General features: G+C 61.9%; 12 protein-coding genes. 7 read left to right on the top strand and 5 right to left on the bottom strand.

All coding sequences use genetic code 11. The features are described from left to right. Positions 1-32: 32 nt before the first annotated feature. From FIV34_RS06065 to FIV34_RS06035, 7 genes are all read left to right on the top strand, one after another. Positions 33-1,457, top strand: coding sequence for a glycosyltransferase family protein (locus FIV34_RS06065; RefSeq protein WP_139980662.1), 1,425 nt, complete (start codon positions 33-35; stop codon positions 1,455-1,457). Further along, on the top strand, positions 1,447-2,835 hold the full coding sequence (locus FIV34_RS06060; RefSeq protein ID WP_139980661.1) for a hypothetical protein: 1,389 nt from the start codon (positions 1,447-1,449) through the stop codon (positions 2,833-2,835). Before FIV34_RS06065 ends, FIV34_RS06060 begins: the two co-directional genes overlap by 11 nt. A gap of 96 nt (positions 2,836-2,931) precedes the next feature. Further along, complete coding sequence (locus tag FIV34_RS06055; protein WP_139980658.1) at positions 2,932-3,375, top strand: pilin; 444 nt, start codon at positions 2,932-2,934, stop codon at positions 3,373-3,375. A 308-nt stretch (positions 3,376-3,683) separates the two neighbouring features. Continuing rightward, positions 3,684-4,115: a pilin gene (locus FIV34_RS06050; protein WP_139980656.1), complete on the top strand. Its 432-nt coding sequence runs from the start codon at positions 3,684-3,686 to the stop codon at positions 4,113-4,115. Between the two features lie 144 nt (positions 4,116-4,259). Then, entirely contained in the window at positions 4,260-6,164 is a 1,905-nt protein-coding gene (locus FIV34_RS06045) for a tetratricopeptide repeat protein (RefSeq protein WP_139980654.1), read from the top strand. Positions 6,165-6,270: 106 nt separating this feature from the next. Beyond that, a complete protein-coding gene (locus tag FIV34_RS06040) occupies positions 6,271-8,148 on the top strand; it encodes a hypothetical protein (protein WP_139985736.1) in 1,878 nt (625 codons plus the stop codon). A 4-nt stretch (positions 8,149-8,152) separates the two neighbouring features. Further along, a complete protein-coding gene (locus FIV34_RS06035) occupies positions 8,153-9,430 on the top strand; it encodes a lipopolysaccharide biosynthesis protein (RefSeq protein WP_139980652.1) in 1,278 nt (425 codons plus the stop codon). On the opposite strand, the gene FIV34_RS06030 is transcribed toward FIV34_RS06035, so the two are convergent. Genes FIV34_RS06030 through FIV34_RS06010 form a run of 5 tightly spaced genes read right to left on the bottom strand, consistent with a single transcriptional unit; the run spans position 9,401 to position 14,417 of the window. Then, on the bottom strand, positions 9,401-10,291 hold the full coding sequence (locus FIV34_RS06030) for a glycosyltransferase family 2 protein (RefSeq protein WP_170207523.1): 891 nt from the start codon (positions 10,289-10,291) through the stop codon (positions 9,401-9,403). The genes FIV34_RS06035 and FIV34_RS06030 overlap by 30 nt on opposite strands. Continuing rightward, positions 10,284-11,360: a class I SAM-dependent methyltransferase gene (locus FIV34_RS06025; RefSeq protein WP_139980648.1), complete on the bottom strand. Its 1,077-nt coding sequence runs from the start codon at positions 11,358-11,360 to the stop codon at positions 10,284-10,286. Before FIV34_RS06025 ends, FIV34_RS06030 begins: the two co-directional genes overlap by 8 nt. Then, positions 11,357-12,403: a class I SAM-dependent methyltransferase gene (locus tag FIV34_RS06020; RefSeq protein WP_139980646.1), complete on the bottom strand. Its 1,047-nt coding sequence runs from the start codon at positions 12,401-12,403 to the stop codon at positions 11,357-11,359. The genes FIV34_RS06025 and FIV34_RS06020 overlap by 4 nt, the downstream gene beginning before the upstream one ends. Next, positions 12,400-13,326: a glycosyltransferase gene (locus FIV34_RS06015; protein WP_139980644.1), complete on the bottom strand. Its 927-nt coding sequence runs from the start codon at positions 13,324-13,326 to the stop codon at positions 12,400-12,402. Before FIV34_RS06015 ends, FIV34_RS06020 begins: the two co-directional genes overlap by 4 nt. Continuing rightward, positions 13,326-14,417: a glycosyltransferase family 4 protein gene (locus FIV34_RS06010; protein WP_170207522.1), complete on the bottom strand. Its 1,092-nt coding sequence runs from the start codon at positions 14,415-14,417 to the stop codon at positions 13,326-13,328. Before FIV34_RS06010 ends, FIV34_RS06015 begins: the two co-directional genes overlap by 1 nt. Positions 14,418-14,465 lie beyond the last annotated feature (48 nt).

Genomic DNA, 14,465 nt, shown 5'->3' with positions numbered 1-14,465 from the left:
TCGCAGGCCCGAACCATGCCGGATGAAAGCTCGTGCCAAACGACGCAGATGCACTGACGCCGGTAGCGCCGCCCGCGTCGGACGGAACCTCCAGCTCACGTGCCGCGTGGATAGTGGCGACGCTCAGCGCGATAGTGGCGATCGTGCTGCGCTGGTACTTCGTTACCCACGCGCAGGTACTCCAGCCCCTCGACAGCCCGGCCTCTCGCGGCGACGCGGTTGACTACTACCGTTATGCCTGGAATATGGTTCACCACGGCATTTTCTCTTCTGCCGTACCCGGCCCCACCGCTCCTGTTGCTGATAGCTTTCGCGATCCGGGCTATCCGTTATTTCTTGCCGCGTGGATGGCCGCGTTTCCAGTATACGAACACTGGTACACAGCCGTCTTGTTGAGCCAGGTGTTGTTGGGCGGCATCACGGTGGCCTGCCTGTGCCTGGCCTTTCGCAGCACGTTGCGCCCAGGGTTCCTAGCTGGACTTGCTCTGCTGGTTGCTGCATGGCCCCACGGCGTAAGCATCACAGCCTACGTGCTTTCGGAAAACCTGACTGCTGCGATCTGGGCCGCTACGTTGTTGGCGGTGAGCAGCGCCGCGAGGAAGCCATCGATCTCGCGCTGCATCCTTGCAGGGTTACTTTTTGCGTGCGCGGGTCTCACGAATGCCGTTTTGGTACCATTCGTTGTACTGGCCGTCATTACCCTTCGTTGGAAGCGCTGCATGCGAATCCGGCCTCTTGTCATCGTGCTGATAGCCGCGGTGGTTCCGCTGACCGCGTGGGGCGTGCGCAACACCACTCTCGCAACGGATGCCTCCTCGTCTTACCGCGCCACGCAAAACCTTGTGCAAGGTTCCTGGCCGATTTATCACGATGCCTACCGCCGCCTCGAAAGCGGCGATCCGGGCGCCGCGCAAGCGCTTGCTGCTATCAATGCAGAGATCGACCTTGTCCACGCCGACCCGTACGGCGGCTTGGCCGCCATCGGGTCACGCATCCGTCAACATCCGTGGCAGTTTTTGGGCTGGTATGCCTCGAAGCCGACTCTTCTGTGGGGCTGGGACATCCGCATCGGCCAAGGCGATATTTACGTCTACCCCACGCGCAGCTCACCGTACGAGACACAGCCGGCATTCAAGGTCATGAAGCTCATCGCGTACGTCCTCAACCCGGTCTTCGGGGCGCTATCCCTTGGGGGATTTGTGCTTGCAATCTCGCGACGCTCGGTTCCCGTAACCGTCGTATTCATTGCAGCAACGGTAGTTTGGGTCACATTAGTTTACGGCGTACTGCAGTCAGAGCCGCGCTACTCCATCCCTTTTCGCGGTGCAGAAATCGCACTCGCTGGATGGGCTATCGCTGAATGGGTAAGGCGACCTCGCCCACCGCCCCCTGACGATCGCGCGGAATGGCGTATCCTTCGCTCACTGTCCGGGGAGAGGGGATCGAATGGTCGTTGAAGCGGAGCCCACACGTTGGCAGCGGTCGCCATGGATAGGCCGCTGGAAAGACGCTCCCTGGATTCCTTTCCTTATCGCGGGTCTTGGCGCCATCCTCGCCATCTCCGTGCGCTGGTATTTCGCCGCGCATGCGCAGGTTTATCAGCCACTCCAGGAACACACCAGCTTCGGCGGCGCGGCCGAGTATTACCGGTACGCCTGGAACCTTCTCCATCATCACTTGTTTTCGTCCGGGTATATTGACGATCCGCATCCTGCGGCGGATACCTTCCGCGACCCGGGATACCCTTTTTACCTCGCCATGTTCATGGCCGTATCGGATTCATACGAGGGCTGGTACTCGGCGGTCGTTCTCAGCCACGCATTCCTCGGCGGCGTCACGGTGGCCTGCATCGTGTTGGCGATGCGCGGGGTCGTTCCGACGTGGTTATTATTCGCCGTCGCCACGGCCACAGCGTGGTGGCCTCACTCGGTGGTCATATCGGCGTGCATCCTTTCCGAAAATCTGACGGCGCCGATGTGGGCGCTCTTCGTCCTCCTCGTACGTGAATCGGTGGACCGAAAATCCATGCCCCTCGCCGCAGCCGCGGGCCTCGCGCTAGCAGCAGCGAGCCTGACGAATTCGGTTCTCACCCCACTCGTTTTCCCGTTGGCGCTGGTGCTGGCCTGGAAGCGTCTTATGTCGACGCGCCAACTGATCGTACTGTTCGCCGCATTGGCATTGCCCGTGGGGGCGTGGGCACTTCGTAACAGCCAGGTAACGGCGAGCCTCTCATCGCTATATCGCGTGGAAGTCAATCTCGTACAAGGCTCATGGCCTACGTATCACCTTGCCACCCAGCTCGAAGCCAGGCACGACCCACTTGGGATAAAGGCATCTCGGGCAATAAACGACGAAATCGGTGCCATGCAAGCAGATCCCCGCACCGGCATCGCCTTGCTGGCGGAGCGTATGGGAAGGGCGCCGGGCGCCTATGCTGCCTGGTACGCCAGCAAGCCGGCCCTGTTATGGGGCTGGGAAGTGGGTCTTGGGGCGGGCGGTATATACATCTATCCCACCCACGGCTCGCCTTTCATCACGAGCCCGGCATGGCGGGGTGTCGAGGCGGTCGCTTTCGTCCTCAACGATGCTTTGGCAGTCCTGGCGCTCGCCGGCCTGGTACTTTCCCTGTTAGTGGCGCGCCCTCCGATAAGCATCGTGGTGCTGGCTCTTACCGTAGCCTGGATCACTGTCGTCTACGGGGTGCTGCAATCCGACCCCCGATACTCGATCCCCTTTCGGAGCGCAGAGATCACCTTAGCCTGCTTCGCTCTCTGGAAGGCCGGGGCACTGGGACGACAATGGCTCGCACGGGGTCGAGACCCGACATTAGAGTGACGTCGCTCACATAAAATGGCGACACCAATCTGGGCGGGACGGCGCTGGCATGAACTGTGCCTTGTCCATGGCGTGTCTATCAGGGGATCCAACTTCATGCGCTCGCCTCATCGGCGTGGTACCGCCGGTTTCACCCTTATTGAATTGATGATTGTCGTTGCGATCATCGCAATCCTGGCTGCTATTGCGATTCCGCAATACAAGGATTACCTGATTCGATCGCAGGCAAGCGAGGGCCTGATGACCGCCGAAGGCGCCAAGGCAGCCATCTGGGAGTTTCGCCACAATACGGGCTACTTTCCTAAGTCCAACCAGTCCGCCGGGTTGCCGGGAGGGGCGTCCATCTCGGGAAAATACGTTTCTTCAGTGGCCATTCAAGGGAACGGTACCGTGTTGATCGCGTACGACAACGCCGACGCCAACGCCATCCTTCGGCCAAAGACACTCACACTGTCTCCCATCGACGGCGCCGGGAGCATCGGGTGGACGTGCAGCTCAACCCTGGACAACCGCTACCTTCCGACCGTCTGCCGGAAGTGACGCTGAGCGTCAGAACTTGTCAAAATACGTCACACTAAAATGTGTCGCAATCCACTGAATCCGCGAAATTTTCTGGTTGATTCGCAAGCGTGACAGGCTGCACAATCCCGGCACCGGCAAATATGAGGGAATATGTCGGTCGCGAAGGCATGGCACGGTAGATGCAAGTCTTGCGGCGAGCTTCCTGGTCGTTCCTGACCAAAGCAAGTGAGGGAGCATTCCTGCCTCTTGCTCGGCAAGGGGGAGGTGCTAGGGCTCAGGGGGCATCACTTTTTTCGGTTAGCTGTACCCATAAACGAGGAATTTCCATGAAGAACGTCCAGAAGGGCTTCACGCTCATCGAACTGATGATCGTGGTCGCCATCATCGCGATCCTGGCTGCTATCGCCATCCCGCAGTACCAGAACTACATCATCCGCACCCAGGTGTCGGAAGGCATGAACCTGGCTGACGGCGCCAAGACGGCCGTGGCTGAGTACTACAACAACAAGGGTGGCTGGCCGTCCACGAACGCCTCGGCAGGCCTCGCTGCAGGCACCGGCTCGATCTCCGGCAAGTACGTGACGGGCGTCACGACGACCGGCGGCAAGATCACGGCCGTATTCGGCAACGAATCCAACACGAAGATCTCCAGCGACGTGCTCGTGCTGTCGGCCTACGACAAGGGCGGCTCGATCGCGTGGAGCTGCAAGAACGGCACGACGATCTCGCCGGCCTTCCTGCCGACCTCCTGCCGCTAATAAGCGACTTGCACGTGTAATATTGAAAAGGGCCGACTTCGGCCCTTTTCTTTTTTCAGGATGTCGATGGCAGCCCCTCTTCGCATAGCGTCACGTCACGCGTGGACGTGGTCCCTGCTCATCGTTCTGACGCTAGTCACCTGGATGGCTTACAAGCCGGGCCTGCACGGCCCGTTCGTGTTCGATGACTTTGGCAACCTACCGGCGCTCGGTACGGGCGGACCCGTTCATGACCTGGCCTCCGCACTGCGTTATGTGACGTCAGGAAAGGCAGATCCCACAGGCCGCCCCCTCGCCACCGCAAGCTTCCTGATCGACGCCAAAGACTGGCCGGCTTCGCCCTACCCGTTCAAGCGCACCAATCTGATCATTCACCTGATCAACGGCGGGCTACTTGCGTGGTTCCTTGCCAGACTGGGGGTGGCCCTGGCCCTTCCCGATGGCCGGGCACGCCTCGCTGCCATCATCGCCAGCGCCCTTTGGATGCTCAGCCCCCTCCTCGTCTCCACCGTGCTCTATGTGGTGCAAAGGGAGGCCATGCTACCTGCGACGTTCATGTTGCTTGCGGGTTTAACCTGGCTGCACGCGCGATCGCGCTTCGCGCTTAGCCCTGCCCACGCAACCGTCTGGCTGTTCGTGGGTACTGGTGGCTGCACGCTGCTGGCCCTACTGTGCAAGGCGAACGGCGCGGTCATTCCGTTGCTGATACTCGTCTGTGAATGGATGCTGCCCGCGCCAGACGATTCCCGCTTTCGTCGACGTGTTGTGGCGATGTGTGCGCCACCGTCCATCGCGCTTCTTGCGGGCCTCGCATGGCTGGCGGTGTCATCGTCGGGGCACGGCACCCTGGTCGTTCGTGGTTGGACCATTGGCCAACGCCTCATGACAGAGCCCACGATTCTCGTGCGCTACCTCGCCCAGCTAGGGCTATTGGTCCCTACCGACACAAGCGTGCTTCATGACGGCGAGCGCGCGGCAACAGGCCTCATCAGTCCCTGGTACACCGTGGCAGCGATCACTGGTTGCCTCGCACTGGTCGGCTCCGCCTTACTCTTGCGGCATCGCTTGCCAGCACTCGCCTTGGCGATCCTGTTCTTCTTCGCCGGCCACGTGATGGAATCGACGTCCATTCCGCTCGAACTGTATTTTGATCACCGCAACTACCTCCCGGCCCTTCTGCTTTTCTGGCCCCTTGGCCTGGCGATAACCCGGATCGGTCGCCCCCTCTACGTGACGGGCTCCGCCGTTGCCGTTGTTGCCATCAGCGCCGCACTGACCCAGCACAACGCCACCCTGTGGGGTGATGTGTATCGACAGTCGTTGGTGTGGGCCGCCGCCAACCCGCAATCCCCACGATCCCAGGCATACGCGGCACAAGTGGCCGAAGCAAACGGGCAACGCGCTGTCGCTAGTCAGATCATGTCGGCGGCTACACGGCGGTTTCGCGCCGAACCTCAGGTGGCCCTGGTTAATATCGACGTACAGTGCCTGAATGGCGGACTCACTGCCGAGGGACTTGCCTATGCTAAAGATGCCCTGGCGACCACCACGACCGATCCCGGCGGGATGCTCCTGAACTGGTTCGAGAGCGCAATTCCTGCTGCGCACTCTGAGCGGTGTACGCGACTGACGCCCGCCGTCCTTAGTAGCATGGTGGATATCGCGATGGCCAATCCTGCGATAAGCGGCGTTGCTGGCAGACGCCAGGACCTTAACCACGTGCGAGGCCAACTCGCGCTCGCTGATGGCGACGTCAAGGGAGCTGCTCGATGGTTCGATGAGGCTCTCGCAGACCAACCGTCTCCGGCCGCAGCCCTAAGCCAGGCCGCTGCGCTCGGCGCCGCAGGACGACCTGATCTCGGGGTCGCTCATCTGGATTTTTTTGCAAAGCTGCCCAAATTGCCCGCGCCGCGCTGGCAAGACGGTATGGCATGGGTACACGCGGGAGTGCTCGACCGACAGGGTTATTGGCCAAGCGAGCTGAGCCACCTTCGACAAGCTCTCGAAGCGGCCGCCCGTGCTGCATCTCCCCAAGGTGAACTACGCTAGCGGCAGCTAATCTGGAACACCCCCTTCAATGCGTACGGATCAGGCGCCACACCCCATGAACTTAGCGTGGTCTCCCAACACCAGGGCGTGGTTGCTTTTTACAGGCATGGCCCTCCTCGCCACAGCGATCTACGCCATGGGTCTGCGGGGTGGGTACATCTTCGATGACTTCCCGAACATCGTGGACAATGAGGGCCTCAAGCCCGCCGATGCCACGGTCGCAAGCCTGGTCAGAAGCGCACTTTCTTCGCCGTCCAGTGAATTCAAGCGGCCGCTCGCTTCACTGACGTTTGCGCTGAACTACCTGGTTTCTGGTGACGATCCAGCGGCCATGAAGGCCACGAACCTATTCATCCATATCCTGAATGGACTGGCGACATTCGTTCTCGCAAAAAAGCTACTACGACTGGCCGCGCCTGCGGGCAACGATGATCGACGCGAACTCATAGCAGCTCTCATCGCTGGCACCTGGCTCCTGCTCCCCATCAATCTCACCAGCGTGCTGTACGTCGTGCAACGAATGGAGAGTATCGCCAACCTGTTCGTCTTACTGGGCCTTATCGCCTACGTGCATGCGCGCGAGCGCATGCAGTCTTCCGCACTTCGGCGATGGCCTTTGTATGCCGTTTCGAGCGTCGTCGTGTGCACGGCGTTCGGTGCTCTCGCAAAGGAAACCGCGGTGATGCTGCCGATGTATGCCTTTGTCATCGAGTTGACGGTGTTCCGTTTTCGATCCGTGAAGCCCCGATCAGGATTAGCCGAGCGAGACACAAAGATCGTTGCCGCATACGGGCTATTGCTGTTCCTTCCGATCGTCGCCGGCTTGTGCTGGCTTCTGCCGGGCTTACTCATGCCAACCGGGTGGGCGACCCGCGACTTTACCCTGAGCACGAGGCTGCTCTCTGAGCTTCGGGCCGTGCCCGCCTACGCGCTCTGGACCTTGTTTCCGACACCAGACGCACTTTCGTTCTATCACGATAACTGGACGATATCGACTAGCCTCGTCTCTCCCTGGACGACGCTCGCAGGTGCCATTGGGCTTGTCGCAAGCGGAACCGTTGCGTGGCTAGCAAGACGCAAGCTCCCGCTAGTGACACTAGGGCTGCTGTTATACATTAGTGCGCATTTGCTGACCGGCACCATTCTCCCATTGGAACTGGTGTACGAGCACCGCAACTACTTTGCAAGCATGGGCCTGCTGATCGCCGTCGTACCCATTCTCGTTGCCCGCGACAGCGCAATACCCGGCGGCCTTGCAAGAAAGACTTTGTTGGCCCTTCTCCTCGTTCAGTCCACGGCCGTCCTTTACATTACGGCGCGAGCGTGGGATAGCCCGTTGACTCTTGCACAGGAACTCGCCGAGCGAGCCCCTGATTCGCCGCGCGCCCAGTACGAACTCGGCCGCACTTACATCATCCTTTCGGGATACGATCCCGCTTCGCCGTTCACAGACAAAGCGTATGCCCCGCTTGAGAAGGCAATGGCACTGCGGGGATCGTCGATTCTTCCCGAACAGGCACTCATGTTTCTCAATGCTCGCATGCATCGTCCCGTGGAGAACGGCTGGTGGGACTCCATGACCCGAAAGCTTGCGACGCGGAAGGTTACTATTCAGGACGAGAGCGCTCTGGGTGCATTGACGAGCTGCATGTCCAAAGGTCTGTGCGACCTCCCCACCGGCCGCATGACCGAGGCTTTTCTGGCCGCAGTGTCGCATCCCGCACCGAGCGCTCGCCTTCTGGCCATGTATGGCGACTTCGCCTGGAACAACCTTGGCGACCATGACCTTGGCCTTCGAATGAGTATTGAAGCCATGCACGGTAAGCCGAGCGAGCCCGCCTACCGAATTACCGTCATCCGCATGCTAGCCGTGCAAGGGCGCATGAGTGATGCTCGCGCTGAACTCGCAAAGCTCAAGCTCATGAACATCGGCGGGTCACTGGATGGCACGCTGAGCGAACTCAACAAACTAACGTCGCCCTAGTCCCATGCCCGACGGCCTCGCCCGAAGCAGCTTTAGAACCACCGCAATGCTGGCCCTGCGCCTGCTGACGCAGGCCGTCACGCTCGTCGCCATCACGCGGTGGCTTGGACCGGGCCGCTATGGCGAGTACATCGCCGTCGCATCCCTCGCGATTGTCCTCTCGCTTATCCCGAACCTCGGCTCCGCTTACGTGCTCATGGCGCGCGAGGCACGAATGCCAGGCGAAGGCATCGATGTCATGCGGTACGGTTGGGTCCTCAGCCTGGTCTTCGGAACGCTGTTAACCGCGTCGTTCCCGTCCGTGGCCCAGCTCACGACGCATAGTCGGTTCACCTGGGTCGATCTGTGGCTTATCGGCGCAACCGAACTGATGGCCACGCCCCTCATCCTGCTGCTCAGCGGCGCATTGCAGGCACGGCACAAGGTAGCGACAGGGCAAGGAATCCAGTGGATTCCCCTTGCGCTGAGGGGCTGCCTTGCGGGTACGTGCCTGGTAGCCGGTGATGCGATTACTTTCCATGCGTTCGTTTGTTGGCAGGCAGTTCTCGCCGTGGCCGGACTGTTCGCCGCGATTCTTATCACGTCACGGCACATTCCTCTTCGTTGGTCACCTCGGCAACCAACCCGCGACGAATGGAAGGATGGCGCATCGTACGCCGCCATGCACATCGTCTCCGCCAACCCTACCGAGTTGGATAAGATCCTCTCGAACCGTCTCCTGGGCGAGCATACGGCAGGCATCTATGCCGCGACATCGCGCATCCTGAATGCCGTGGTCATCCCGGTCATTGGCATGCTGCTGGCCGCGCAGCAACGCCTCTTCATCCACGGGTCGGATCCGGGCGCCGGAGGGCGCCGGCTGATACGGACGTTGTTCGTGCTAGCTGGTGCGTGGGGCATCGTCAGCGCCGCCGGCACGACCCTGTGTGCACCGCTGCTCCCCTGGATCCTAGGCGCCGCTTACGCCGACGCTGCGTCTATCATGCCCTGGGTCGCGCTCGCCGCTCCATTCGTTTCCCTCCGACTATCCGCCGGTACCGTCCTCGTCGCGCTCGGTCACCCGCTTCATCGCATGCTATTCGAGTTGCTTGGCGCGGTCCTGATGGCGGTGTTGCTCGTGGCTGGAGCACATTATGCGCAAGCGCGCGGCATGGCGCTCGGCCTGGCGTGCGCGGAACTTTGCATGGCAGCGGCAGGATGGTGGATGGTCATCGCGGCGGAGCGCCAACTCCGGCCGAACCAGGCGCAGCGCTCAGGCCCGGGGACCGCTGGGCGGCGTTAGCGAGCGGACGCGACCTGACGCAACGTCCGCTGTGGCCATCAACAAGGCTCGCCAGGCAGTCAACGAACGGAAGCGCATCATCCGAACGCAGGCACGGAGAGGCAAAAGGACCGCCCGCCCGGCGTACATGGCCCATCGACATGCTCGCCCTTGGTCGAGCCGTTGCACGAGAAGAAGGTGCGCCCGGGTCATGTGATACTCGTAGAACAGCGAGCCGTTGCCACTGGCTGCCGATCCCTGGTGGCGCACCACACCCTCCGGCACATCCCGAAGCACGCCGCCCTGACGGACGACGCGATGACCGAATTCGATATCGTCTCCGTAAAAGAAGAAGGTTTCATCGAAAAGCGGAAGCCGAAGCAGCCGGCGACTGATCAACAGGCATGCGCCACCCAATAGCGCATGACCATGCATGCCAGGACCGACTGGATTGATCATCGCGGAAAAATGGCGATAGTAAGTACGGGCTGGCACGAGACCGGTCGGTCCATCGATCAGCGGCGCTGCCACCACGGCTTCGTCGTCCGCCACACTGTCTGCGAGCCGACGAAGCGTGCCCGGAGCCAGGGTCGCGTCGCTGTTGATAAGCAATACATGGGCGGACCCAAGGGACGCGCCAAGAGATGCAAGTGCCGCGTTGATCCCGGCCGCGTAACCAAGATTCCTGCCCGGCTCGACGAATGTGAGGCGCATGGAGCTGTCGACGAGCCGAGCTCGCAGATCGGCAAGTGATGCCCCGCCGTCTTCCGAGTTGTCTACGACGATCGCGTCGCCCAACCCTTCCTGCGCAAGGGACCGGATGCACGCCTCGGTCAGCTCGCTAGCGCGGAAATGCAGGACCACTCCGATACAGTCAGTCACGCTCACACCTCCGCTCCGGCGCAAAGGCCACCATAACGAGTTCTTCTCCAGCACCCGATGAGAGCGTCGCAGCCATATCCGCAGCCCAGGCCACCACGCCGCCGAGGTGGCGGCGCACCCTATTGAGCCAGCCAGGTCGATGCTCGGCTATCCGGGCGCTCTCACGGGCGATGCTGCGTGCGTGGTGGCCGCGCCGGATGAGGCGCGGCGCCTCAAAGCCCAGGCCAAGCAACAACCCACGCATGGCCTCAGCGCTGGGAATGCAAAGGTGCCGCGGCGCTTCGAGCCCTCGCCACGCGGAGCGAAAGATTCGCGCCCCCACGCCTTGAGGGTTCGGCCACGCCAACCAGAGCATACCGCCCGGCCGCAGGTGCCCGAGACAATGGCGAAGATCGTCTCCCGGATGGGCCACGTGCTCGATGCTATGTCGCATCGTCACGACATCGAAGGCACCGCCCAGCTCGGGCGAGCGGCAATCGGCGAAGCCGACGCAAACGACAAGACCTTGCGCTCGCGACGCGCCGACCGCGGCTGGGTCAGGGTCGATTCCGCGCGCATCCCAACCCATGGCACGCGCCCGGAGGAGGAAATCACCATTGCCGGAGCCTACATCGAGCACACGTCCAGGCGTCCGCTGTGCAAGGAACAGATGTCTCCCGTGATAATCGAGCTTCAATCGCAGCGGCTCGATCATCGAGAACACGAGGTGACCTATCGGCATCGCGTTTGGAAGCGTTGAGCCGAACCGAGCATTCAGATACCCGTCCACGCAGCGTGACAGCACCGATACGGTGCCATTCGATCCAGGCAAGCCACCGGCATGCTGGGGATGGTGGGTGTAATAGTCCGAGTACGCGGCGCCAATGGAATCCATCGATGGCCGAGGGTCCGGATAGAGGCTTGCGCAAGCGTCGCACTTCCAGAAGGTCCACAGATCATCGTCGGCGGGCCGCAAATGATCGAATACCGCACCCGCGTGTGGAGAACGTTCAACGGCGCCGCATGCCGGACACGACCGCACGGCCTCGGCCGCTCCTCCCCGCCACGTCGACGTGACCAGAGCGCTCATGATGCCTCGCCGGTGCCGAGCGTCGCGATGACTACCAACTCATCGCCGCCACGCCCGCTCACGGTGGCGAGCAGGTCGGTTACGAGCGCCTGCAGCCGATTTGTCCATGCCATCCGGCGGTGAAATGTGACGCCCGATTCGCTTTCTATTTCGGCACTTCGGCGGTACAACCGGCCAGAGTGTGCCCCGCGACGTGCAAAGCGCACATCGGCGAACCCTGCACCACGACATGCACTCTCCATGGCATCCGCGGACGGCAGGCACAGATGCCTTGGCGCATCGTGGCTTTCCCAGGCTGCGCCGAACAACCGTGCGCCCCGGGATTGCGGGTTGGGTATTCCGATCCATGCTCGCCCGCCCGGAACCAGCAGCTCGGCTACCTCATGCAGCAGGACGCGTGGCCGGGGCGCATGCTCAAGGCTATGGCTCAATGTGATCGCATCCCAGCCAGCTCGGCGCCGATCCGCACTGATATCGCCAATGAAGCCCTGGGTTACCTTTAATCCCTTGTTGAGACACACGCGTACCGCTGCCGGATCGGGGTCAACGCCCTCTGCATCCCAGCCCATCTGACGCGCAACGTCGAGGAAAGCACCGTTGCCGCAGCCGACGTCGAGCAACGTCCTTCCGCGCCCCGCGCCAAGATGCCGCGCGTAGTAGTCGAGTTTCAGCCGCAGCGGAGGGACGCAACCCAAGAGCCAGCCCGCAGGAACGCTGGCGGGCAAACCGTCGAATCCATGGCGTCGCTTCAGGTAACCCTGGATCGCGGCCAGCAGAAGGCCACCGCGTACCGGAGCGGACACGTCCCGGTGCGTGACATAGTCGAAATCGTAGGCAAACGGGAGGGACGCGTCGTCCGGGCGTGGATCCAGCCATTCGCTGCGACAGGAATCGCAAGACCAGAGCCGCCATGGATCCGTCCGGCCCGTCATCGCATCGCGGGTTTCCGTGATGAACGTGCGCTGCGATGAGTCGCACATGGGACACGCCGGCACCTCGACGAGACCACCGCGCGACCAGGTACTGGTCATCTCGCCACTCATGCCCGTCGCTCCTGCACCGCCTCGCGAATGCCCTTCCACATCATGCCCAGCTGCGAGCCCCGGCGAGCATCGGTCAAGCCAACGACGACCACTGACACTGCCATCTTTCCAACCGCCCAGACCTTCCACACGCTCGGAACATGCTGTCGGCCGAGCAACCTCACCGTATTGCGAAAAAGGAAATAGTGCCGCAACGGGCTACGCTCGGGCCAAACACGCCATCCAAGCAGCCAGATTCTGCGCCCCCGCTCCCCCATCCGATGGTCGAACGCCACGCTAGGGAGCCCGAACAGGCCGAATCCTCCGTGGAGCACACGAAACGACCAATCCGTGTCGACGTGATCGATGAATAGGGAAGCGTCCAGAGGGCCCAGTACCCTGAACAGGTCGATGGGCATGGTTGTGCCGCTTCCATTGAGGTTTGCAACGGCGATGGGAGCAGCGGACGAAGGGGGAAATGCACGAGCCCAACGCCAGCCGTTGGCGACATAGTGAAAACCGTGGTTCATCCCGGTCTCGGGGTCCAGCAGCACTGGACCAGCGCAGCACAAGCGCCCGGTATCCTGTTGAACGCGATTAAGCCCGTCGAGCAATCGAGTGGGGGCAGAGGGCTCAAACAGCGAGTCCTGGTCGAGCAGGAGGACGGAACGCGCGCCACGAGCGGCAGCGCATTCGATGCCGGCATTCAGCGCTGCCGCGAGACCCTCGTTTCCGCCTAGCTCGAGGACCTCGACATGATCGTTGCCGGCAGCCAGACCGCGAAGTGCCTTTAGTGCCTCTTGGCCTGATCCGTTATCGACAAAAATTACGTGGGCGAGGTCGTCAAGCAGCGATACCTGGCGCGTAATCGTGACGATGTCAGGATGAAACGTAACGATGACCGCGGCATGTTCCTGGAGCCGTAGCATAGTGGGCTTAGGCATCACGTTGCCGCCCCGATACCCAGTGCCCGACGCACCCGAATAGCGAAGATTGACCAGTCGAACTGCATGGCAAACGCTCGACAGCGGCTGTTCCAGACGTGGCGCCCGGCGTCAATTACGTCACGGATGGCATCTGCCATCGCCACGGCGTCGCCTTCGTCGACCAGCCGGCCGGAAATGCCGTCAGCTACCGCATCAGGCACGCCACCGACGGCGTAAGCCACCGTTGGCAACCCATGCGCCGCAGCCTCCATCGCTACCATGCCAAATCCCTCCACGTCACCCTGCATGGCCCGCACGGGGAAAATGGCTAGGTCGGCGGCACCGTACGCCCTGGCTAGTTCAGCGTCATCGACTTCGCCCAGGAACATGACATGGCCTTGTAGGCCGAGAGCGAGCACACGGGCCTCGACCGCCTCACGCACACTATGCGCGCTCCGCCGGAGCGCATCCGGTGCGTCGTTACCTATGACCACGAGCATACTCTGCGGATGTGTCCGGACGAGAACAGGCAAGACGTCGTTGACGAAGGGTAATAGGCCCTTCCGTTCCGTGAGTCTGCCTACGCTCAACAAGACGACACGCCCCTCCAGCGCGTGGGCACTGCGGAAAGCTGCAGCGTCTTCGGCGTGAAGGACATCGCATGCTGCATCGACGCCAGGATGAACGATTTGGATTCGCTGGGCCTCGATTCCCGCACGGATAGCGAGCGCCGATGTATTCGCACTGTTGGTGAGACATACGTCGCAGCGACGTATGAAAGGAAGCCAGGCGCGGCGATAGATGAAGCTGTCGGCAATGATGTCCAGCCCGTGCAGGTACACGGCACACCGTGCCCCCGTTGCCCGCGCCGCCAGCCACGCGAACGGTGCACAAAGTCCACTTCCCGCCAGTACCATGCGTGGCCGATGCCGGAAGGCGCCACGCAAGGACGCAACGAGCGCCCTGGCGAAAAATCCCGCCAGTGGCTGCAAAGGCAACGCCGTGATTGGAACGCCGTGCGGTAACTCAGCCTCGCAACCTCGCGGGCCGACCACGGCGAGTCCATCCCCTTGCAGGGCTCGCGCCAACTCAAGGTTGAGACGCTCCATGCCACCTCGAAGAGGCGGCAGGTTACGCGTCACCAGCAGAGTGGACCG

The sequence above is a fragment of the Luteibacter pinisoli genome, from assembly GCF_006385595.1.
Classification (GTDB): domain Bacteria; phylum Pseudomonadota; class Gammaproteobacteria; order Xanthomonadales; family Rhodanobacteraceae; genus Luteibacter; species Luteibacter pinisoli.
This window is presented reverse-complemented; position numbering and strand designations above follow the sequence as displayed.